Source organism: Oerskovia sp. Root22 (assembly GCF_001429135.1).
Lineage (GTDB): Bacteria > Actinomycetota > Actinomycetes > Actinomycetales > Cellulomonadaceae > Oerskovia > Oerskovia enterophila.
Map to the genome: position 1 here is coordinate 59,102 of NZ_LMIL01000013.1, position 19,727 is coordinate 78,828.

The 19,727-nt window shown below is 73.4% G+C and carries 24 protein-coding genes and 1 riboswitch; of the genes, 18 read left to right on the top strand and 6 right to left on the bottom strand.

What is annotated here, in order from left to right:
• Positions 1 to 12 precede the first annotated feature (12 nt).
• Complete coding sequence (locus tag ASE15_RS19040) at positions 13 to 306, top strand: DUF1905 domain-containing protein (protein WP_056654153.1); 294 nt, start codon at positions 13 to 15, stop codon at positions 304 to 306.
• Here the strand turns inward: ASE15_RS19040 and ASE15_RS19045 are convergent.
• The 3 genes from ASE15_RS19045 to ASE15_RS19055 all read right to left on the bottom strand — a co-directional run bounded on the left by ASE15_RS19045 (position 296) and on the right by ASE15_RS19055 (position 3,132).
• Positions 296 to 2,065 (bottom strand): SulP family inorganic anion transporter, encoded by a 1,770-nt coding sequence (locus ASE15_RS19045; RefSeq protein ID WP_082618609.1) that lies wholly within the window; start codon positions 2,063 to 2,065, stop codon positions 296 to 298. The genes ASE15_RS19040 and ASE15_RS19045 overlap by 11 nt on opposite strands.
• Positions 2,062 to 2,448 carry a helix-turn-helix transcriptional regulator gene (locus ASE15_RS19050; RefSeq protein WP_056654155.1) on the bottom strand — a complete coding sequence of 129 codons (387 nt, stop codon included), beginning with the start codon at positions 2,446 to 2,448 and terminating at the stop codon, positions 2,062 to 2,064. Before ASE15_RS19050 ends, ASE15_RS19045 begins: the two co-directional genes overlap by 4 nt.
• An 84-nt stretch (positions 2,449 to 2,532) precedes the next feature.
• Positions 2,533 to 3,132 (bottom strand): hypothetical protein, encoded by a 600-nt coding sequence (locus ASE15_RS19055; RefSeq protein ID WP_056765151.1) that lies wholly within the window; start codon positions 3,130 to 3,132, stop codon positions 2,533 to 2,535.
• A gap of 212 nt (positions 3,133 to 3,344) precedes the next feature.
• Between ASE15_RS19055 and ASE15_RS19060 the strand changes: the two genes are divergently transcribed.
• The 5 genes from ASE15_RS19060 (at position 3,345) to ASE15_RS19080 (ending at position 6,657) form a co-directional block, all read left to right on the top strand.
• Positions 3,345 to 3,875 (top strand): DoxX family protein, encoded by a 531-nt coding sequence (locus ASE15_RS19060; protein WP_200955981.1) that lies wholly within the window; start codon positions 3,345 to 3,347, stop codon positions 3,873 to 3,875.
• A 189-nt stretch (positions 3,876 to 4,064) separates the two neighbouring features.
• Positions 4,065 to 4,679: a DUF305 domain-containing protein gene (locus ASE15_RS19065; RefSeq protein WP_056765154.1), complete on the top strand. Its 615-nt coding sequence runs from the start codon at positions 4,065 to 4,067 to the stop codon at positions 4,677 to 4,679.
• 158 nt (positions 4,680 to 4,837) lie between these two features.
• Positions 4,838 to 5,122: a response regulator transcription factor gene (locus ASE15_RS19070; RefSeq protein ID WP_056654161.1), complete on the top strand. Its 285-nt coding sequence runs from the start codon at positions 4,838 to 4,840 to the stop codon at positions 5,120 to 5,122.
• A 73-nt stretch (positions 5,123 to 5,195) separates the two neighbouring features.
• The gene (locus tag ASE15_RS19075; protein WP_056654164.1) at positions 5,196 to 5,486 is read left to right on the top strand and encodes a DUF4287 domain-containing protein; all 291 of its coding nucleotides are present in this window, start codon (positions 5,196 to 5,198) and stop codon (positions 5,484 to 5,486) included.
• Positions 5,487 to 5,658: 172 nt separating this feature from the next.
• Positions 5,659 to 5,853: riboswitch (cyclic di-AMP (ydaO/yuaA leader) on the top strand.
• Positions 5,854 to 6,657 (top strand): C40 family peptidase, encoded by an 804-nt coding sequence (locus ASE15_RS19080; RefSeq protein ID WP_056765156.1) that lies wholly within the window; start codon positions 5,854 to 5,856, stop codon positions 6,655 to 6,657.
• A 295-nt stretch (positions 6,658 to 6,952) separates the two neighbouring features.
• Here the strand turns inward: ASE15_RS19080 and ASE15_RS19085 are convergent, their stop codons facing one another.
• Positions 6,953 to 7,756: a sulfite exporter TauE/SafE family protein gene (locus ASE15_RS19085; RefSeq protein ID WP_056765158.1), complete on the bottom strand. Its 804-nt coding sequence runs from the start codon at positions 7,754 to 7,756 to the stop codon at positions 6,953 to 6,955.
• Between the two features lie 93 nt (positions 7,757 to 7,849).
• On the opposite strand from ASE15_RS19085, the gene ASE15_RS19090 reads away from it, so the two are divergent.
• From ASE15_RS19090 to ASE15_RS19100, 3 genes are all read left to right on the top strand, one after another.
• Positions 7,850 to 8,650, top strand: a complete 801-nt coding sequence (locus ASE15_RS19090; RefSeq protein ID WP_056765160.1) for a helix-turn-helix domain-containing protein — start codon at positions 7,850 to 7,852, stop codon at positions 8,648 to 8,650.
• A 4-nt stretch (positions 8,651 to 8,654) separates the two neighbouring features.
• A complete protein-coding gene (locus tag ASE15_RS19095) occupies positions 8,655 to 9,287 on the top strand; it encodes a hypothetical protein (protein WP_056765163.1) in 633 nt (210 codons plus the stop codon).
• A 192-nt stretch (positions 9,288 to 9,479) separates the two neighbouring features.
• The gene (locus ASE15_RS19100) at positions 9,480 to 10,001 is read left to right on the top strand and encodes a hemerythrin domain-containing protein (protein ID WP_082618610.1); all 522 of its coding nucleotides are present in this window, start codon (positions 9,480 to 9,482) and stop codon (positions 9,999 to 10,001) included.
• A 72-nt stretch (positions 10,002 to 10,073) separates the two neighbouring features.
• Here ASE15_RS19100 and ASE15_RS19105 read toward each other — a convergent pair whose 3' ends face one another.
• Complete coding sequence (locus tag ASE15_RS19105; protein ID WP_056654175.1) at positions 10,074 to 10,808, bottom strand: DUF4097 family beta strand repeat-containing protein; 735 nt, start codon at positions 10,806 to 10,808, stop codon at positions 10,074 to 10,076.
• 339 nt (positions 10,809 to 11,147) lie between these two features.
• Here ASE15_RS19105 and ASE15_RS19110 point away from each other — a divergent pair, with 339 nt between their 5' ends.
• The 5 genes from ASE15_RS19110 (at position 11,148) to ASE15_RS19130 (ending at position 16,653) form a co-directional block, all read left to right on the top strand.
• Positions 11,148 to 12,386 carry an ROK family transcriptional regulator gene (locus ASE15_RS19110; protein WP_056765166.1) on the top strand — a complete coding sequence of 413 codons (1,239 nt, stop codon included), beginning with the start codon at positions 11,148 to 11,150 and terminating at the stop codon, positions 12,384 to 12,386.
• Positions 12,370 to 13,362: a polysaccharide deacetylase family protein gene (locus ASE15_RS19115; RefSeq protein ID WP_082618612.1), complete on the top strand. Its 993-nt coding sequence runs from the start codon at positions 12,370 to 12,372 to the stop codon at positions 13,360 to 13,362. The genes ASE15_RS19110 and ASE15_RS19115 overlap by 17 nt, the downstream gene beginning before the upstream one ends.
• Complete coding sequence (locus ASE15_RS19120; RefSeq protein WP_068626055.1) at positions 13,359 to 14,759, top strand: MFS transporter; 1,401 nt, start codon at positions 13,359 to 13,361, stop codon at positions 14,757 to 14,759. Before ASE15_RS19115 ends, ASE15_RS19120 begins: the two co-directional genes overlap by 4 nt.
• 201 nt (positions 14,760 to 14,960) lie before the next feature.
• Complete coding sequence (locus ASE15_RS19125; protein ID WP_056765169.1) at positions 14,961 to 15,776, top strand: MBL fold metallo-hydrolase; 816 nt, start codon at positions 14,961 to 14,963, stop codon at positions 15,774 to 15,776.
• A 76-nt stretch (positions 15,777 to 15,852) separates the two neighbouring features.
• A complete protein-coding gene (locus ASE15_RS19130) occupies positions 15,853 to 16,653 on the top strand; it encodes a class I SAM-dependent methyltransferase (protein ID WP_056765173.1) in 801 nt (266 codons plus the stop codon).
• 24 nt (positions 16,654 to 16,677) lie between these two features.
• On the opposite strand, the gene ASE15_RS19135 is transcribed toward ASE15_RS19130, so the two are convergent.
• Entirely contained in the window at positions 16,678 to 17,277 is a 600-nt protein-coding gene (locus tag ASE15_RS19135) for a TetR/AcrR family transcriptional regulator (protein ID WP_056765177.1), read from the bottom strand.
• A 55-nt stretch (positions 17,278 to 17,332) separates the two neighbouring features.
• Between ASE15_RS19135 and ASE15_RS19140 the strand changes: the two genes are divergently transcribed.
• From ASE15_RS19140 to ASE15_RS19155, 4 genes are all read left to right on the top strand, one after another.
• Entirely contained in the window at positions 17,333 to 18,094 is a 762-nt protein-coding gene (locus tag ASE15_RS19140; RefSeq protein WP_235534582.1) for an SDR family oxidoreductase, read from the top strand.
• Positions 18,095 to 18,223: 129 nt separating this feature from the next.
• Positions 18,224 to 18,862, top strand: coding sequence for an SRPBCC family protein (locus ASE15_RS19145; RefSeq protein ID WP_056765183.1), 639 nt, complete (start codon positions 18,224 to 18,226; stop codon positions 18,860 to 18,862).
• Between the two features lie 79 nt (positions 18,863 to 18,941).
• A complete protein-coding gene (arfB, locus tag ASE15_RS19150) occupies positions 18,942 to 19,379 on the top strand; it encodes an alternative ribosome rescue aminoacyl-tRNA hydrolase ArfB (protein ID WP_056765185.1) in 438 nt (145 codons plus the stop codon).
• Positions 19,380 to 19,504: 125 nt separating this feature from the next.
• Entirely contained in the window at positions 19,505 to 19,714 is a 210-nt protein-coding gene (locus tag ASE15_RS19155) for a type II toxin-antitoxin system HicA family toxin (protein ID WP_056654197.1), read from the top strand.
• Positions 19,715 to 19,727 lie beyond the last annotated feature (13 nt).

A 19,727-nucleotide genomic window follows, 5' to 3' on the forward strand; every position in this document is an offset into this window, starting at 1 on the left:
GATGCTGGGCAGATGGAGATCGAGGCCGTCGGCGAGGTGTGGCACTGGCGTGGACCCGCGCCCTTCCACTTCGTGTCCGTGCCCGATGCGGAGAGCGCCCGTATCCGCGAGGTCGCGTCGCTCGTGACCTACGGCTGGGGCATGATCCCCGTCTCGGCCCGGATCGGGGCGACGACGTGGACCACGTCGCTGTTCGCCAAGGACGGGCTCTACGTCGTCCCGCTCAAGGACCGGATCCGCGCGGCCGAGGACGTCGAGCTGGGCGACACGGTCACGGTCGTGCTGACGCTCGACGTCAACCGCTGAGGGCGTCCCCGGGAGCCGCGACCGCGGCAGGGCCCGGGGGCCGGGTCACGGCCCCGACCCCCGCCTGAGCCCGCGCGACGTGCGAGCGCGCGTGCTCGATCGCGGGCGGGAGGTCGGCGAACAGGTGCTTCTCGTGGCGCAGCTCGTCGAGGACGCCGACGCGCGTGAGCACGGGCAGGTGGGCGGGCTGGATGCCCTTGACCAGGACCGTGACGCCCGAGCGTTCGAGGTCCGCGACGAGCTCACCGAGCGCGTGGGCACCCGTCGCGTCGACCAGGCGCAGGTGCGAGAGCCGCAGGACGACGACCAGGGCGTCCTGGTCGTCGCGGATCTGCGCGTGGATGCGGTCCGCGGCACCGAAGAACATGGCGCCGTCGAGCCGGTAGAGCGCGATGTGCTCGTCGCCCGGCTGCGCCGGCCCCGGGAGGGGCTCGCGATGGACCGCGGCAGCCTGCGCGACCGAGCGCAGCGCGAAGAACGCCGCGACGAGCAGCCCGATCTGCACGGCCTCGATGAGGTCGACCGCGACGGTCACGACCGCCGTCACGACGAGCACCACGGCGTCCGCGCGCGTCGAGGTCAGCACGGCCCGGAGGGTCGAGACCGAGACCATGCGCACCGCGGTGACCATGAGGACCCCGGACAGCGCGGCGAGCGGGATGACGGAGACGGGACCGGTCGCGAGGTAGATGACGCCCAGGATCACGACCGAGTGCACGACGGCCGCGAGCCGCGTGCGGGCACCGGCGCGCACGTTGACGGCCGTGCGCGCGATGGCACCGGTCGCGGGCATGCCGCCGAACGCGCCGCTCGCGATCGACGCGAGCCCCTGGCCCACGAGCTCCCGGTCGGGGTCGTAGCGGTGCGTCGCGTCGTCGGGCACGATCGCGCTCCCGGTCGCCCCGCGCCGCCCGGCCGGCTCGGGGGACGGCATGGCCGCGGCGACGCGGGCCGAGAGGAGGGACTCGATCGCGGCGAGCGCCGCGACCGCGACCGCGGGGCCGATCAGCGACCGCAGCATCCCGGCGTCGAGGTGCGGCACGGACGGCAGGGGCAGGGAGTCGGGCAGCGCTCCGATGCGCGCGACGGGGGCGCCGACGAGCTGGGCGACCACGGTGGCGAGCACGACCGCGACGAGCGAGGCGGGCAGTGCCGGCGCGACGCGGGGCAGGACCAGCATCACGACGGCCACGAGGGCGACGGTGCCGAGGGTCCACAGGACTGTCGGGCCGTCCCCGGACGCGGCGACGGCGGAGTCGATGGCCACACGCAGCGGGTTGCCGCCCACCGCGCCCGTGACACCCAGGGCCGCCGGCACCTGCTGGAGGAAGATGATCGCGGCGATCCCGGCCGTGAACCCCTCGACCACGGGCCACGGGATGAAGGTCACGACGCGGCCGAGACGCGTCACCCCGGCCAGGAGCACGACGACGCCCGCGAGGATCGCGACGAGCGGTACCGCCGCGGGGCCGTGCTGGGCGACGATCGGGGCCAGGACCACGGCCATCGCGCCCGTCGGCCCGCTGACCTGGACGCGCGAGCCGCCGAGCACCGCGGCCACGATGCCCGCGACCACGGCCGTCACGAGGCCCGGGCCGGGCCCTACCCCGGCGCTCACGCCGAACGCGAGGGCGAGCGGCAGGGCCACCACGCCGACCGTGATGCCCGCGAGCAGGTCGGCGCGCAGCGTCCGCGGTCGGAGGTCGACGTCGGCGCGGGACGGCAGCAGGTCGCGTACCGAGCGGTCCGCCCGGCTCACTGCCCGGTCCGTTCGCTCGCCCCCTGGAGCGGAGGCAGCTCGTCCGCGGCGGCGAGCTGTCGGCCGGACGCGTCGAGCGTCTCGCGCAGGAAGGCGCGTGCCACGACGAGCAGCTCGGCGACGAGCGGGCGGCTCAGCCGGTAGACGACGGTGTTGCCCGTGCGCGAGGACGTCACGACACCGGCGCGCTTGAGGACCGCCAGGTGCTGGGACAGGACCGAGGCCTCGACGCCGGTCGCGGCGAGCAGGTCGGCCACGGGGGCCTCGTGGTCGGGCGCGGCGCTGAGCACCTCGAGGGCCTGGATGCGGGTGGGGTGCGCGAGCGAGCGGAAGAGCTCGGCCTTGATCGCGTAGAGCGGCGCCGTGGTGGCGGTGGTGGGCACAGGACCTCCTGGGGACTTGGTGAGTTTAGCAACTCCTCAAGTCAGAGGATGCCTCGGCCCATGTGCGAGCGGCGGGCATCGGCCTCAGCCCTCGATCGACGGCGCCGGGGGCGGTGTCGGGTCCAGGGCCACGAGGACGGCGGGGACACCGCACCCGAGCGGAGCGGCGACGTCCATGCGCGTCACAATGGTGAAACCGTCCGCCGTGACCGGGGTGTCGAGCCCGACCTGTGCCCCGTTCGTGAGCGCCACCGAGTAGTCCGTGATGCGCGCCCCGAGGGTCTCCCAGTCGATCACCCAGTACCGGGTCGGGAGGTCGCCGTCGACCAGGTCGGCAGGCAGCGCCCCGACCGAGGCGGCGAGGCCGTCGATCGCGACGACCACGTCGGCGAGCTGCGTCGCCTGCTCAGTCCCCGGCGCCGACACGTCGACCTCTGCGGCAGCAGCCTGGACGGCCGCACAGGGCTCGGCCAGCGCTGCGATCATCGGGGGGTTGTCGATGAGCTCGGGCGGGTCGTGCGACAGGTACGGCCCCAGGACCGTGACCGCTCCCCAGACGCACGCCGCAGCCAGACCGAGGCCCACGGCGCCGAACAGCCACGCCAGGAAGGGTCCCCACCCGCGGCGCCGGGGCGCGAGCTCGGCGGGTGACAGCGGCGGCATCGGCCCCGGGTTCGACGACATGGAGCGATCCTGGCAGCGCCGTCCCGCGCACGGCGAGGACACCCTCGGAACCGTGACCGCTTCGCAACCCCGTCGCGGGCCGAGCTCTCGACCGGCCTCATCTGGCCCTCATCCGCGGTGGCTACGCTCGGCGGCTCATCATCCATGCGGACGTCAGGGGGCTTTCTCCGCAGAGCGCCTCGTCGTCTGCGCGCTCTCGACGAGGAGAACAGATGCCCAGCACGGAGACCGACGTGTCGACCCCGCAGACGCTCCCCAGTGACGCACCCGCGCGGCAGGGGTTTGCGCGCCGTTCCGAGTCCGCGATCACCGCCCTGGCGGTCCACCTCGCCCGGTGGTCGATCCCGGCACTCCGGATCACGCTGGGCCTGGTGTTCCTCGGCTTCGGGGTCCTCAAGTTCTTTCCCGGGGCGAGCCCCGCGGAGGAGATCGTGACGCAGACGGTCGGCGCGCTGACGTTCGGCGTCGTCGAGGGCCTGGGGGCCGTGCTCCTGACGGCGGTCGTCGAGACGTTCATCGGGCTGACGCTCCTGACGGGGCGGTGGCTGCAGGCAGGTCTCGTCGTGCTCGCGGTCGCGCTGGTCGGCATGATGTCGCCCGTGGTGCTGTTCGCCGGCGAGCTGTTCGGTGACGGCATGACGCTCATGGGGCAGTACGTGCTCAAGGACATCGTCTTCGTCGCGGCGGCGGGCGTGATCGCTGCGGCCACGCTCGGGGCCCGTCTGACGCGTGACGCCCGCTGAGGGCCTAGGCCCACCACGTCCGCAACCGCAGCCCGACGGCGCCACGCGCGCGGCGCCGTCGGGCTGCGGTCCCGCGGGGCTCGCCTCGCGAGGCACAGCCGACTCCCAGATTCGGCACCTACGCTGCTCGGACGCTCGCCGCACCGGCGCCCGCGTGCCCCGGCGATCCCGAGACACACCGGAGTCCTCATGAAGAAGCTGCCCGCCGTCCTCACCGCGCTCGTCGTGACAGCAGCCCTCGCGGGGTGCTCGACCGGAGGGGATGCACCCCAGGCGGAGGCGCCGGCCTCGTCGGCCGCCCCGGAGGGGGCGGCGCCGGCCGAGGCGAACGACACGGACCTGCACTTCCTCGCGATGATGACCCCGCACCACGAGCAGGCCGTCGAGATGAGCGAGATCATCCTGGCCGTCGACGGCGTGAGCGACGCGACGCGCGACCTCGCGCAGCGGATCCTCGACGGGCAGGCCGAGGAGATCGGGATCATGCGCGGCTGGGCCGACGCGTGGGGGCAGGACGACCTCATGCAGATGCACTCGGTGCACGTCGCGAACGGCATGCTGACGGGCGACCAGATGGGGTCGCTCGAACGTCTCGCGGACGCGAGCGCGGGGGACGCGACAGCGGTGGCAGAGGCAGAGAAGACGTTCCTCGAGCTCATGCACTCGCACCACGAGGGCGCGATCGCGATGACGCAGGGCGAGATCGCGGACGGTGGGTACACCGACCTGCAGGACCTCGCGCAGCAGATGGTCGACGTGCAGACGGCCGAGATGGCCGAGATCGACGGGCTGCTCGGGCGGTAGCACCGCGCGCCTTCCTCGCGCCGCCTCGCGCCGCCTCGCGCCTGCCCCGCCCCGCCCCGCCCCGCCCCGCCCCGCCCCGCCCCGCCCCGCGCGAACGCTACCGGCCGGTAGCGGCCCGCCGTGGCTACACTCCCGGACGTCGGGAGAAGGGGGGCAGCATGGTCGACAGGGAGCTGTCGGAGATCGTCGGGACGCCCCAGGACGGGGGCAGGTCCGTGCTGACGACGGTGCAGGTCTCGATCCTGTCGGGGCTGAGCGCGGGGCTCACGGACGAGGCCATCGCCGGTCGCCTCGGCATCAGCGTCCGCACGTGCCGTCGGCACGTGGCGACGCTCTTCCAGGTGCTCGGTGCGACGAGCCGTTTCCAGGCGGGGGTCCTGGCCGCGCAGCGCGGCTGGGTCGCGCGGCGCGTGCGGCACCGACCAGAAGGTGCGCCGTCCTGACCGATGAGTTCTGCTGGTCGGTGCGGTCTGACCCCTCGACCGCACCTGCTGGACCGAGAGAACCGAGGACCCCATGTCTTTTCAGGCGTACCTGGACACCATCGAGGACAAGACGGGGCTCACCCCGCGCGAGCTCCTGACGATCGCGCAGCAGAAGGGCTACGACGACCCGTCGGTCAAGGCCGGCGTGATCGTGGAGTGGCTCAAGGAGGACTACGACCTGGGTCGTGGCCACGCGATGGCGCTGGTCCACGTCATCAAGAAGGGGCCCACGATCGACAGCAAGCACGTCGGGTCGACCGGTACGCACCGCGACGAGTCGGACACCCTGTGGTTGGACGGCAAGGCGACCAAGCCAGCCTGAGGCGGGGCGTCCCGCCGTGCCCGACGGCGGCGCGCGCCCTCTCGCAGAAGGTGCGGTTCGTCGACGAAAGGGATCGATGTCCGACTCGCGGAGTTCGTTACCTCACTGTGACAATCCCTCTCTTGCCATGTACCGTCGATTCTGCTTCGCAGAGAACCCTCTCGCCGGAGCCCTCAGGTGGACGCCGAACCCTGTCACCTCCCGAGGCCACGAACTACACCCATGACAGGGGTGGGGGACCCATTCTTGTGGGCACCGGAGACGGTGTCCTTGGGGTGAAGCCGCACGGACCTCGGTCCGCACGGCCGGGTGAGCTTCTCCGACCCGAACCCGACAGCTGACCTCTCAGGCGTCCAGGAGAACACTCGTGACCTCACGCACGTCCGCGCGCCATCGTGCTGCGCACCGTCCCATCACCCCCTTGACGTCCCTCGGACGATCCGCCGCGTCGAGCGTCAGCTCGGTCGCCCGCCGCAGCGCCGTCGTCGCGGCCTCGTCCGGCCTGCTGATCTCGGTCTTCACGGCTCCGGCGAACGCGGCCCCCTCGACCGACCAGGCGAAGACGTTGGTCGGCACGGTCGACCTCGCCGCCGTCACCGCTCAGGCCCGCGAGGCCCTGCAGACCAGCCCCGTGGTCACGGTCGCCGCCGACGCGGCGCTCGCGATCGAGCAGGCCCCGGTCGCCGTGACCCCCGCACCGGAGCCCGAGCCGGAGCCCGAGCCCGAGCCGGCTCCCGCGCCTGCACCGCAGCGTGCCGCCGCGCCGTCGCGCTCGGTCGAGCGTGCCGCGCCCGCCGCGACCAAGACCGTCCAGGCCGCCGCCCCGGCGCCCGCGGCCTCGGGCTCGTCGGTCGTCGACATCGCCATGAAGTACGTGGGCGTGCCCTACGTGTACGGCGGCTCCTCGCCCAGCGGGTTCGACTGCTCGGGCCTGGTCCAGTACGTGTACGGACAGCTCGGCGTCTCGCTCCCGCACCAGTCCGGTGCGCAGCGCAACGCGGGCACGGCCGTCTCGGCCTCGGAGGCTCGCCCCGGAGACATCATCTGGACCCCCGGTCACGTCGCGATCTACGCCGGCAACGGCATGCAGATCGAGGCCACGACCCCGGGCAGCACGGTCAAGTACAGCAAGATCTGGCAGAACAACCCGACGTTCGTCCGCGTCGGCTGATCTTCCCGCCCACGAGGCCCCGTCCACAGCACTGTGGACGGGGCCTCGTGCGTTCCCGGGCACGAGCGTGCGAGCGGGGCGGTGACCCCGGGACGTCGCTCCCGAGGTGCGCTCCACGACCACCGCCGCGGATGAGTTGTCAGAACGTGGCCGGGCCATACCCCGGCCACGTTCTGACAACTGATCCGGGGGCTCCGCAGCCAGTCGGCCGGACCCGCCGCTACCGCCGAGCTGTCAGAAGCGGCCCGGGGTCACCACCGGCCACGTTCTGACAACTGATCGGAAGCCGAGCCCGTCAGACGACGACGGTCGCCACGAGGACCACCGCGAGCAGCACGAGGTAGGCCCGGGCGTGCACGCGGTCCGGCATCCGCCCGACGAACCGGCGCGTGAGGACGATCCCCAGGACGGATCCGATCGCCAGGCCGACGAAGGCCGAGAGGTCGACGTAGCCGAGGTGACCGGCCCCGAGGACCGATGCCGAGGCGCCGCCGGCCACCACGTAGGTGATCGAGGCGGCGACGGCGACGGGCAGGCCGAGCGGGTTGGCGAGACCGGCCGAGTCCGTCATGGACCAGCCGTGGCGACGGAAGAGCGGGACCGTCATGACGCTGCCGCCCACGCCCAGCAGCGCCGCGACCGCGCCCACCGCGGGCCCGACGACGAAGGTCGTCGCTCGGCCCAGCGGACGCGCGGGGCGTGCTGTGGCGAGGAACCCCGGGCGCAGCACCGCGTTGAGGAGCGTGACGGCGAGGTAGACGACGAACGCCCATCGCAGCGCCTCGCCGGGCACCAGGCCGGCGACCGAGGCGCCGAGCGCAGCGCCGATGGCGATGAACGCCGTGAGGGGCCAGAGCGCGTCGGTCCTCAAGGTCCCTGCACGGTGCTGGGCGAACGTCGCGACGCCCGCGTTGACGACCATGACCGCGGACGAGGTGGCGACCGCGACGTGCATCCCCATGTCCTCGGCGAGCGGCGCGGATCCGGGCCCCGAGAGGAGCCAGAGCAGCAACGGGACGATCATGAAGCCGCCGCCGAAGCCGAAGAGGACGGTGGTGACGCCGGTGAGGCATCCGGACAGGAGCAGGACGAGAAACATCAGGGTCCACGCTAAGAAGCAAGCCCCGTGGCGTGCATCCGCGGATGTGCCAGGTTCTTTCGCGATCACGCCAGCGCTGGGTAGGGTCGCGGTGTGCGCAACACCCCGCTCGACCAGGTCGACGACGTCCCGCGCGACGTTCTCCCGATCGGCACCGACTACGCGACGGGCGAGGTGCTCACCCCGCACCGTCACCGCAGGGCGCAGCTGCTGTACGGAGCGACCGGGGTCATGCACGTCGAGACGGACGACGGCAGCTGGGTCGTCCCGACGCACCGCGCCGTGTGGATCCCCCCGGAGACCGTCCACCAGGTCACGATGTACGGCGTCAGCACGTGCTCCCTCTACATCGAGCCCGCCGCCGCGCCGTGGGGACCGGCCACGTGCGAGGTCGTCACGGTCTCGCCTCTCGCCCGGCAGCTCCTCCTCGAGGCGGCCGACCTCCCCGTGGAGTACGACGAGCACGGCCGGGACGGCGCGCTGGTCCGGCTGCTCCTGTTCGAGGTGTCGCGCATGACGCCCCTGCCGTTGCACGTCCCGCTGCCGAGCGACCGCGCGCTGCTGGCGATGTGCCGAGCGTTCCTCGACGAGCCGGACGCGCACGCCTCGCCCGTCGTCTGGGCGGCCGCGCTGCACGTGAGCCTGAGGACGTTCAACCGCCGCTTCGGGGCGCAGACCGGGCTGACCTTCGACCGGTGGCGACAGCGTGCGTGCGTGCTGGCCGCCCTGCCCCGGCTCTCTGCGGGAGAGTCCGTGACGCGCGTCGCCGGCGCGCTGGGGTACGAGAGCCCGGCCGCCTTCTCGACCATGTTCCGCCGGGTCCTCGACGCGAGCCCGCACGAGTACCTCGGCACGGGAGCGCGACCGAGCCGTCTCGGCGCCGTGACATCCTGACGCGATGCGCGTCGAGCCGGTCAGCCCTGAGGTCCTGGTCGCGCGGGTCGCCGCGCTCGTCGTTGAGCGGCCCCGCACGGACGGGGCATTGCGCGTGCTCGTCGACGGCCACCCCTCGACGCACCCGGAGACGCTCGCCGACCTGCTCGTCGAGCCCCTGCGCGTCGCGGGCCGCCCGACGGCGCGCGTCAGCGTGCGCGACTTCCTGCGGCCCGCGTCGGTGCGGCTCGAGCACGGCCACGAGGACCCGGACGCCCTGCTCGACGAGTGGATCGACGTCGGTGCGCTGAACCGGGAGGTGCTGTCCGCCGTCGGGCCTGCGGGGGAGGGGCGCTACCTCCCGAGCCTGCGCGACCCCGTGACCTCGCGCTCGACGCGGGCGGGCTACGTCGAGGCGCTCCCGGGGCTGGTCGTGCTGCTCGACGGGTCGCTGTCGCTCGGCCGCGGGCTCGACGTCGACCTGACCGTCCACCTCGCGCTCCAGGACGCGACGGTCGCTCGGCGCACGCCGCCCGCCGACGCCTGGACCCTGCCCGCGTACGCGCGGTACCGGGGCGAGGTCGCGCCCGAGCGGACGGCCGACGTGGTCGTGCGCGTCGACGACGCGCGCCGCCCGGCATGGGTCGCGCGAGCGTGAGGCGTCGCGCAGAAGGGGAGCGACGTCGTCGGGCGGCAGAGACCTCCCGCGGCCCGACGACGGCGCGCGCCCCGCACGCGAGCGTCCGGTAGGGTCTGGCAGCGTCGCGTGCCGGTGGCAGACCGTGTCAGGCATGGAGGCGCCGGACACGAAGGAGCCCGACGATGACCACGTCGCCCCCTTCGCCCTCACGTGACTGAGGGCGAGAAGAACCACCTCGCCGAGACGCCGGAGCTCGTCGAGACCGGTCTCCCCGAGACACCCCGGCTCGTCGCCTGGAGCCGCGAGCTGCGGGCCGTGCACGACCGGCTGCGCGAGGCGCTGCGCGTGACCCGTGCGGCGCTCGACGACGGAGAGCCCGCCGAACCCGCGACCCGCGACCTGCTGCTGTTCTGCCACGGATTCTGCACCGCGCTCACGGGGCACCACGAGGGCGAGGACCGCGAGCTGTTCCCCGCGATCGCGGCCGCGCACCCCGAGCTGGTCGGGACGTTGCGGAACCTGAGGCAGGACCACTCGATGATCGCGCACCTGCTGGGCGGCCTGACGGCCGCGGTGGACCGGGCGGCGCCCCCGGACGAGCTCGAGCGTCACTTCGAGGGGGTCGCCGCGATCATGGAGTCCCACTTCCGGTACGAGGAACGCATGCTCCTCACGGTGCTCGACACCCTGGCGCTCGACGCGGACGTGCGCGAGGTGCTCGGGCCGCTCTGAGCGGCGGCGGGGCGATCGAGGTCGGCGGGGCGGGCGGGACGGCGGGCAAGCCGCCCCCGCCCGCCCAGCACCTCAGCCCTGGGCGACCGTGACCCGCCCGTTCGACGACTGCGCGTCGAGGTGGAACTCGCCGTCGGGGTCGTCCGGCACGGAGACGTCGGTGCCGCCGAGGTCCGTGGACGCGCTCACGCGGTAGCTGCCCTCGGGGACCGTGAGCTGCACCGTGCCGTTGTCGGTCGTCGCGCGGACGTCCTGCGGGGTCGCGAGCGTGAGCTCGATCGACCCGTTGGAGGTCTCGACGTCGACGCCCTCGGTGCCGCCCAGCCCGGTCCCGGTGATCTTCCCGTTCGAGGTCCGCGCAAGGACCCTGGCGTCGACCCCGGTGAGCGTGACGGACCCGTTGCTCGTCCGGACGTCGACCGCGCCGGTCCGGTCCAGGTCGATGCTCCCGTGCGACGTCTGGCCCGTGACGGGCAGCCCCGCGGGCAGGTCCACGGTGTAGCTCGCGGAGCAGCGGCGACCGCAGCCCGCGAGCACCAGGACGCCGTCCTCGATGCGGTGCGTCTCGCTCGCGGGGTGCTCGCCCACGTAGTCGACCGTCCGCTCGATCGACAGCGCGGTCGCGTCGTCGGACCCGCGGAGCGTGACGGACCCGGCCTCGAGGTCGAGCCGGACCGAGGTGATCCCGGCGTCCTCGGTGTAGGTGTCGGTGGCCGTCGTACGGGGTCCGAACCCGCACGCCCCGAGGGCGAGCGCCGCGACGGCGACGAGTCCCGCCGTGGCCAGCCGTCGGTGTGTGGCCTGCATGTCGTGCCCCTGTCGTCGAGATCGGTCGGTGGCCGGGCGCATGCCGGCGAGGTCTGCTCGGTGGGCCCCACCCCCCCAGCGGGGCCCACCACGATCGAGGCTAGGCCGCCGAGGGCCCCGCGGACATCGGGCATTCCCCCCATCTCCGGCTCGGGGTTCACCCCGAGAGCCGCAGAGATCCGCGCGTGAGGGTCGGAGGATCCGGGCGGGGAGCCGGACTGGGACGGCAGTCCCGGCTCGACGCGCGCCCGAAACACCCCCGATGTACTCTCGCTCGGTAGGTAACCTTCCGACCTACTCATGTCCCAGGGGAACGACCGTCAACGGAGAGCGGTAGACATGCTTCTTGCAGGAGACCAGCGACTGCTCCGGGAGATCAACGCCCGGGCCGTCCTCGATGTGCTCGACGCCCACGACACCCTCGGCAGACCCGAGATCGTCGCGGCCACGGGCCTGTCCAAGACCACCGTGGCCCACACGCTGCGCACCTTCGTCGAGCAGGGTGTCGTCGAGGAGGCCGGGCTCGACCACGAGCGCCGCGGCCCCGCGGCCACGCTCTACCGGGTCGACCCGGAGCACGGCTACGCGCTCGCGGTCGACATCGGCCACGTGCGCGTCCGGGTCGCGCTGATCGACCTCGTCGGCCGCATCCGCGCCCGCGCCGAGCAACCCCTGTCGGCCAAGGACCCCGCGGCCCGCGCGAGCGTCGTCGAGAAGCTCGCCGCCCACTGCGTCGCCGCGGTGGGCCACGACGTGGGGACCGCGTCCGTCGCGATCCGGTGCGCCGTCGTCGGGCTTCCCGCGATCGTGGACCTCGACCACGCCATGGTGCGCCGCGTCCCCGGCCTCGAGAAGGGCGGGCCCACGCTGCACGCCGCCCTCGAGGAAGGCCTCGGCTGCCCCGTCCTGCTCGAGAACGACGTCAACCTCGCCGCGATCGCCGAGCAGCGCTCGGGCGCGGGCAAGGACCTGAGCTCGTTCGTCCTGCTGCGCCTCGGGATCGGGGTGGGGGCCGGGATCGTCATCGACGGCAAGCTCTACCGCGGCGCGTCCGGCGGCGCCGGCGAGGTCGCGTTCCTGCCGCAGCCCGGCCGCGCGCTCGGCGCGGAGAGCATCGGCGCCGCGTCGCTCGCGACGGCCGCGCGCGACGCGGGCCTGCCCGCCGACCTGGCGCCGCACGAGGTGCTCGACCTCGCGGCGGGCGGCGACGAGCGCGCGGTCGCGGTCGTCGACGAGCTCTCGGGGCGCCTCGCCGTGCTGATCGCCTCGATCTCGCTCCTGCTCGAGCCGCAGAAGATCTTCCTCGCGGGCGTGGCCTCCGAGGACGCGGTCCTGCGCCGCGTCCAGGCGTACCTCGCCGACAGGGTCGGCATCCTGCCGATCGTGGTCGAGCCCAGCAGGGTCGCGGCCGACGCGGTCCTGCTCGGCGCGGCAGCCCTCGCGCGGGACACCCTCCGCGACCAGGCCTTCTCGGCCGCGGTCCGCCGGGCGGCCGAGTCGGGCGACGTGCCCGACGACGCCGCGCACCCCGACTCCGACCTCACCTCCCAGGAACCCGACGATGCCCGCACCTTCTGACCTCGTCGCCCGGCTCGGCCTCCCGCCGGGCGCGCGGGCGCTCATCCTCAACGCCGACGACTTCGGGATGTGCCGGGCCGCGAACCGCGCGATCACCGAGCTGCTCGTCGACGGCCACCTGGACTCGACGACCCTCATGGTGCCGTGCCCCTGGGCCCCCGAGGCGCTCGCGTTCGCCGCGAGCCGCACCGACCTGGACCTCGGCGTCCACCTGGTGCTCACGAGCGAGTGGACGAGCTACCGCTGGCGTCCCCTCACGGGCGTCGGGACCACGCTCGTGGACGCGGCCGGGTACTTCCCGGCCGACTGCCGGACGGTCGAGGAGCAGGCGAGCGACGCGGACGTCGCGGCCGAGCTCGCCGCGCAGATCGACGCCGCGCTCGCCGCGGGCATGGACGTCACGCACCTCGACAACCACATGGGCTCGGTCTACGGCGTCGAGACGGGGCGCACGTTCCTGCCGCAGGTCTTCGAGCTCGCGGCGCGCCACGGCCTGCCCTTCCGCCTCCCGCGCACGATCGGCGGCATGGGCATGCCCGACGCCTATCAGGGGGTGCTCGACCAGGCCACGGCCGCGGCAGACGCCGCGGGGGTGGTGATCCTCGACCACCTGCTGACCCACCCGTTCGAGCTGCTGGGCGAGGGCACCGCGGAGGAGGAGGACTACGCCTCGATGAAGGCCGCCTTCCTCGACCTGGTGCGCGCGACCGAGCCCGGGGTCACCGAGTTCTTCCTGCACCCCATGCTCGACGACGACGAGCTCGGCGACGTCGCGGACTTCGCGGTCGCCAAGCGCGGGTTCGAGCGCCGGCTCCTGGCCGACCCCGACGTCGCGGCGACGCTCGCCGAGGAAGGGATCGTGCGCGTGGGCTGGCGCGACCTGCGCGACGTGCAACGGGGCCTGCCGCCCCGGGTGCGCGACGCCTCGGGCACCCCGGCCGCACGGGTGGGCGACGCCGTCGGGGGTGCGCGATGAGCGCCCTGACCACGCTGCGCGACCGCCGCCTGACCGGGCTGCCCACGCGCGGCCAGACGCTCGCCTACGGCGCCTCGGCGTTCCCCGCGAACCTCATGGCGCAGACGTTCTCGGCGTTCGTGGTGTTCTTCTACGTCGACCACCTCAAGCTCCCCGCGGGCTGGGTCGCGGGCGCGATGATCGCCCACGGCATCCTCAACGCGGTCCTCAACCCGCTCGTCGGCGCGGCCTCCGACCGCCACCGCACGCGCTGGGGGCGCCGCGTCCCGTGGATCGGCCTGGGGATCATCCCGCTCGTCGCGGCGTTCTCGCTCGTGTGGATGCCGCCGGACCTGAGCGCGCAGGGCCTGCTGGTCTGGTTCCTCGTCGTGGTCGCGGTCTACGACGTGGCGTACGTCGTGGTCGTCCTCAACACCTCGGCGCTCTTCCCGGAGATCTTCCGCACGACGGCGGAGCGCGCCCGGGGCAACACGCCCCGCCAGATCTTCGGCCTGGTCGGGATGATCCTGGGGACCGCGGCCGCGCCGCTGCTCTACGGGTCGCCGCTCGGCTGGGTCGGCATGGCGGTCGTGCTCGGGGCGCTGTGCCTCGGGTTCTACCTGTGGTCGCTCCTGGGCATGATCGAGCGGCCCGTCGACGAGGTCGCGGTCAAGGCCCGCGAGGCCGCCCTGCCCCTCAAGGACCAGCTGCGGTACACGTTCGCGAACAAGGCGTTCGTGACCTACGTCCTGGGATCGCTGCTGCTGCAGTCGACGACCGCGATCCTGCTGGCCTCGGTGCCGTTCTACGTGCGCTACGTGCTCGGCGGGGCCGAGGCCGACGCGACGCTCGTGCTCGCGCCGATCTTCGTGGTCGCGATCCCGGCGATCGTCGGGTGGTCGTGGGTCGTGCGCAAGGTCGGGCCGCGCAACGCGCTGCTGTGGTCGGTCGCTGCGTACGGCGTGGCCGTGGGGCTGTTCATGGTCCCGGGCTCGATGCCGGGCGCGATGGCCGTCGCGGGTCTCGTCGGCATCGGCGTCGCGGGCATGATGCAGCTCCTCGAGGTCGCGCTCGGACAGGTCATCGACGACGACGAGCGCCGCACCGGGCTGCGCCGCGAGGGCATGTACTTCGGGGTCAACGGGTTCGTGGTGCGCGGCTCGGTCATCGTGCAGGCCGTGGTGATCGCGGTGGTGCTCACGACGTCGGGCTACGACGCGGGACTCTCTGTGGCCGACCAGCCCGAGACCGTGTCGACGGGCATCCGCGTGCTCATGGGCGGCGTGCCGTTCGTCGTGGCGGGGCTCGCGTGGCTCTGCTTCTGGGCGTACCCGCTGCGCGGGCAGGACGTGCCGCCGGCCGGTGACGCGGTGGCGGACGGCGACGAGCCTCGCGATGCCGAGGTGCTGAGCCGCTGACCCTCGCGGTGCCAGGGCGGCGTGCTGAGCCGTTGAGGCCCTGCTCCTCGCGCCCCCGACGAGTTGGACGAGTTGTCAGAGCTGGCCCGGGCCATAGCCCGGGCCGGCTCTGACGACGCAGCTTGTGTCGGTGGGTGGGTGTTGCATGGGTCGTGCTCGCTCCGGCTGCCTGCCGGACCGACGACGGAGAGGACGACCCCGATGACGTGGTGGATCTGCCGGACGTGCGCCGTGGAGCACGCCGAACGGCCCGAGGTGTGCGCGATCTGCGCCGACGAGCGCCAGTGGGTGCCTGCGGACGGCCAGGCGTGGACGACGCTCGACGAGCTCGCGGCCGAGGGGCACGAGGTCTCGGTGACCGAGCTCGAGCCCGACCTGTTCGCGCTCGACGGGCACCCGGGCGTGGGGATCGGGCAGGAGTCCAAGATCGTGCGGACCCCGGCCGGGATGCTGCTGTGGGACCCGGTCGGGTACCTCGACGACGAGGTCGTGCGGCAGGTGCGCGCGCTGGGCGAGGTCGTCGCGGTCGTCGCGAGCCACCCGCACATGTTCGGCGTCCAGGTCGAGTGGAGCCGGGCGCTCGGCGGCGTGCCGGTCCTCGTGGCCGAGGCCGACGCGGGATGGGTCGCTCGCCCCGACCCGGTGATCGAGACCTGGTCGGGAGACCGCGAGGTCCTGCCGGGCGTGACCCTGAGCCAGCCCGGCGGGCACTTCCCCGGCAGCGCGGTGGTCCACTGGGCCGCGGGAGCCGAGGGGCGCGGGGTCCTGCTCAGCGGGGACACGATCTTCGCCAACCCGGACCGCACCTCGGTGAGCTTCATGCGCAGCTACCCCAACCGGATCCCGTTGTCGGGGGCCGTCGTGGACCGGGTCGCGACGCACGTCGAGCGCTTCGCGTTCGACCGGCTCTACAACAACTTCGAGGGCGTGATCCCGGTGGACGCGCGGGCCGTCGTGCGGCGCTCGGCCGACCGGCACGCGGCCTGGGTGCGCGGGGACTTCGACCACCTCACGTGACGGGGCCGGTGCGTGCCGACGGGATCGAGGACCGGAGACCGTGGACAGCGTCGCGCGACCCCGGCAGGATGACCGCGTGAACACCGGCCCTGCACTGGACCCCGAGATCCTCGCGTTCTACTCCGACCGCTACGAGGAGGACACGCGGCTCCGGCGCACCGCCCACGGCCGCCTCGAGATGCTGCGCACGCGCGAGCTCCTCGGGCGGTTCCTCCCGGCTGCCCCGGCGCACGTCGTCGACGTCGGCGGTGCCACGGGCGTGCACGCGCGATGGCTCGCCGAGGCCGGCCACGCGGTCGACCTGATCGACCCCGTGCCCTCGCACGTCGCCCGGGCGGGCGAGATCCCCGGTGTCCGGGCGCAGACCGGCGACGCGCGGGCGCTGCCCTTCGACGACGCGTCGGCCGACGTCGTGCTCCTCCTCGGGCCGCTCTACCACCTGACCGAGCGCCGCGACCGGGTGCTCGCGCTGCGCGAGGCCGCTCGCGTCGCGCGCCCGGGCGGCCTCGTGGTCGCGGCGGCGATCAGCCGCTACGCGGGCCTGCTCGAGCTCGCGGCCCTCGGGGAGGTCTCCGAGGAGTCCGAGCCGTCGCTGCGCCGGGCCGTGGCGACGGGACTGCACGACCCGCGCTCGGGATTCACGACCGCGTACTTCCACCTCCCCGAGGAGCTCTCGGGCGAGCTCGTCGAGGCTGGCCTCGACGCGGTCACGGTCTACGGGGTCGAGGGGCCCAGCGCTCCGGCGCTCGACAACCTGCCGCTCGACCAGGCCGAGCCCATGCTCGGGTCCGCGATCCGTGCGGCCCGCCTGCTCGAGACTGACCCGGCCATGATCTGCGCGAGCCCGCACTTCCTCGCGGTCGGTCGGGTGGTCTGACGCGCCCCGCCCGGCGAGCCCGTCCTACGCCGCGACGCCCCGCAGCACGTTGTCGACGAGCGCGTCCGCGAAGTCGACCGTGAGCGGGTGGTCGGGCGTGAGCAGCCGGTGGTAGCAGGCGCCCCAGAGCTGGTCGACGACGACCTGCGGGTCGGCGTCCGCGCGCATCTGGCCACGCTCCTGCGCGCGCCGCATGACCTCGGCAGCACGTTCCCGCCGCGGCACGGTGTAGTGCTCGAGCAGCGAGGCACGCAGCTCGGGGTCCGTCTGCGCCTGCCCGATCAGCTCGGCCATGACCCTGCCCGCGGGGGTCTCGGTGAGCAGGCGGACGAACGCGTGGAGCTGCGTGCGCAGGTCGGCCGTGAGGTCGCCCGTGTCGGGAAAGGCGAGCGTGGGCTCGACGGTCGCGCGGTACCCGTCGAACGCGAGCGCTCCCTTGGAGGGCCACCACTTGTAGATCGTCATGCGGCTCGCCCCCGCGAGCGTCGCGACCTTCTCGATCGTGAAGGCCGCCATGCCCTCGCGCAGCAGCAGGTCGCCGGCCGCCGCGAGGATCTCCTGACGGACCTCGTCGCTGGGGCGTCGCCCGCGCCCTCGCCGCTTGGCGGGTTCCTCGTTCGCCACTGTGTCCACCTTCCGTCGACCTACATATTGACACACTGTCCATATCCAGCGTTATATGGATGGCATGTCCATTAATCAGGAAGCCCACCCGACGAACCGCGTAGCGATCGTCACCGGAGCCTCGGGCGGCATCGGCCGAGCGGTCGCCGAGCGCCTGGCCCAGGACGGCCAGACGGTCGTCGTCGCCTATGCGGGCAACAAGGCCCGGGCGGACGAGGTCGTCACGACGATCCGCTCCGCGGGCGGCACCGCGACGGCCTTCCAGGCCGACGTGGCCGACGAGCAGCAGGTCGCCGCGCTCTTCGCGCACGCCGAGTCCGAGCACGGGGGAGCCGACGTCGTGGTGCACACGGCCGGCGTCATGCTCCTCGCGCCCCTCGTCGAGCTCGACCTCGACGACTTCGACCGCATGGTGCGGACCAACGTGCGCGGGACGTTCGTCGTCCTGCGCGAGGCCGCGCGCCGAGTTCGGGAGGGTGGGGCGATCGTCAGCTTCTCGTCGTCGGTCACCCGCCTCGCGTTCCCGACCTACAGCGCCTACGCCGCGACCAAGGGCGCGGTCGACGCGGCCACGCTCGTCGTGGCCAAGGAGATGCGCGGGCGCGACGTGACGGTCAACGCCGTGGCGCCCGGCCCCACGGCGACCCCGTTGTTCCTCGACGGGAAGTCGGACGAGCAGGTCGCGGGCCTGGCGAAGGCCGCGCCCCTCGAACGTCTGGGGGTCCCCGACGACATCGCCGAGGTCGTCTCGTTCCTCGCCGGCCCCGCCCGCTGGGTCAACGGTCAGGTCTTGTACGCCAACGGCGGGATCGCCTGACGGCGGCTTCCACGGAGCGGGCCCCGAGGGCCCGGGGCCGCTTGTGCAATCCGTCACAAGCACCGTCCAGGGGTCTGGTGAGATGGGACGATCGAGACGGTCCGAGGTCCCCCGCCGAAGGAGAGTGCCATGCGTCCGCTCGTCAGAAGGACGGTCGCTGCGGCGACCGTGATCGGCGCCCTTCTCCTGACCCGGCGTCTGACCATGACCTGGGGGACCAGGGACGGCGAGCCGTCCGACGTGCTCCCGGGCGACGAGATCGTCCCGCAGGCCGAGGCCGTCGCGACCCGGGCGGTCAGCATCGACGCCCCGCCGCACGAGGTGTGGCGCTGGCTCGTCCAGCTCGGCCAGGGCAGGGGCGGCTTCTACAGCTACGAGTGGCTCGAGAACCTCGTCGGCTGCGACATCCAGAACGCCGACCGGATCGACCCGCAGTGGCAGCGCCTCGCGGTGGGCGACGACGTCCGGCTCCATCCCGACCTCGCGCTGCGCGTCGTCGCCATGGTCCCCGAGCGTCACCTGGTGCTGCGAGGCGCAGGCCCTGCCGAGGCGTCCGCGCCTCCCTACGACTTCAGCTGGTCGTTCGTGCTGCGTCCCGCCCCGGACGGGGGCACTCGCCTGATCGTGCGCGAGCGCTACGGCTACACGCGCTGGTGGGCGGGGGCGGTCGTCGAGCCGGTCCAGCCCGTGAGCTTCGTCATGAGCGCCGGCATGCTGCGCGGGATCCGCGACCGCGCCGAGGGACGCGTGGGCGCGGCGAGCGCCTGAGGCGAGCGCCGCCGTCGGGCAGGACGCGCGTCCTGGTGACGAGGACGCCGAGCCCCGCCCGAACCGGGATGATGGTCTCGTGTCCGTCGCCCCGCACCGAGGTCTCGCGGTGAGCCCTGCCCTGACGATCCCCGAGGGCGAGCTCGCGTGGCGCTTCTCGCGCGCCTCGGGCCCGGGTGGCCAGGGCGTCAACACCACGGACTCGCGCGTCGAGCTCTCGTGGGACGTCGCCGCGTCGGTCGTCCTGAGCGACTCGCAGCGGACCCGCCTGCTCGAGCGCCTCGACAAGCGGCTCGTCGGGGGCGTGCTCACGGTCGTGGCCTCCGAGCACCGCGAGCAGCTCCGCAACCGTGCGGCGGCGCGCACCCGGCTCGCGGCGCTCGTTGCCGAGGGGCTCGCCCCGCCCGCGCGCCAGCGGCGAGCGACGCGCCCTACGCGCGGCTCGCAGGAGCGTCGCCTCGCGGCGAAGAAGCAGCGCACCACGACCAAGCAGATGCGCCGCCGCCCCATGGACTGATCGGCCCGACGGCGCCACGCGCCGGCGCACCGCCGTCGGGTCCCGATTGGCCCCTGCCCCAGACAAGTACGGCAGTTACTAGTCCCCCCTTCACGTGAAGAACAAGAGGGGGGTAGAGTAGAATCGTGCCGAAGCCACAGAAGTACCGTGACGTGATCAAGGCCCTCAAGGCCAACGGCTGGGTGCTTCTGCGCGACGGCAAGGGGAGCCACGAGTTGTGGGGGCTGCCGGACGAGAGCCAGAAGGCGTCGATCCCTCGCCACGGCGAGGTCTCGGCCGGGATCGTTGGACAACTGATCAAGAAGCTCGACCAGGCCCCGCAGAACTGGCGATGAAAGGAGCAAGCAT

Bases quoted from the DNA above. Each gene is read 5' to 3' on its own strand.
- ASE15_RS19040 (WP_056654153.1), top strand. From the start codon at position 13: ATGGAGATCGAGGCCGTCGGCGAGGTGTGGCACTGGCGTGGACCCGCG.
- ASE15_RS19055 (WP_056765151.1), bottom strand. From the start codon at position 3,132: ATGTCGTCGAACCCGGGGCCGATGCCGCCGCTGTCACCCGCCGAGCTC.
- ASE15_RS19060 (WP_200955981.1), top strand. From the start codon at position 3,345: ATGCCCAGCACGGAGACCGACGTGTCGACCCCGCAGACGCTCCCCAGT.
- ASE15_RS19065 (WP_056765154.1), top strand. From the start codon at position 4,065: ATGAAGAAGCTGCCCGCCGTCCTCACCGCGCTCGTCGTGACAGCAGCC.
- ASE15_RS19070 (WP_056654161.1), top strand. From the start codon at position 4,838: ATGGTCGACAGGGAGCTGTCGGAGATCGTCGGGACGCCCCAGGACGGG.
- ASE15_RS19075 (WP_056654164.1), top strand. From the start codon at position 5,196: ATGTCTTTTCAGGCGTACCTGGACACCATCGAGGACAAGACGGGGCTC.
- ASE15_RS19085 (WP_056765158.1), bottom strand. From the start codon at position 7,756: ATGTTTCTCGTCCTGCTCCTGTCCGGATGCCTCACCGGCGTCACCACC.
- ASE15_RS19095 (WP_056765163.1), top strand. From the start codon at position 8,655: ATGCGCGTCGAGCCGGTCAGCCCTGAGGTCCTGGTCGCGCGGGTCGCC.
- ASE15_RS19105 (WP_056654175.1), bottom strand. From the start codon at position 10,808: ATGCAGGCCACACACCGACGGCTGGCCACGGCGGGACTCGTCGCCGTC.
- ASE15_RS19110 (WP_056765166.1), top strand. From the start codon at position 11,148: ATGCTTCTTGCAGGAGACCAGCGACTGCTCCGGGAGATCAACGCCCGG.
- ASE15_RS19115 (WP_082618612.1), top strand. From the start codon at position 12,370: ATGCCCGCACCTTCTGACCTCGTCGCCCGGCTCGGCCTCCCGCCGGGC.
- ASE15_RS19120 (WP_068626055.1), top strand. From the start codon at position 13,359: ATGAGCGCCCTGACCACGCTGCGCGACCGCCGCCTGACCGGGCTGCCC.
- ASE15_RS19125 (WP_056765169.1), top strand. From the start codon at position 14,961: ATGACGTGGTGGATCTGCCGGACGTGCGCCGTGGAGCACGCCGAACGG.
- ASE15_RS19140 (WP_235534582.1), top strand. From the start codon at position 17,333: ATGGATGGCATGTCCATTAATCAGGAAGCCCACCCGACGAACCGCGTA.
- ASE15_RS19145 (WP_056765183.1), top strand. From the start codon at position 18,224: ATGCGTCCGCTCGTCAGAAGGACGGTCGCTGCGGCGACCGTGATCGGC.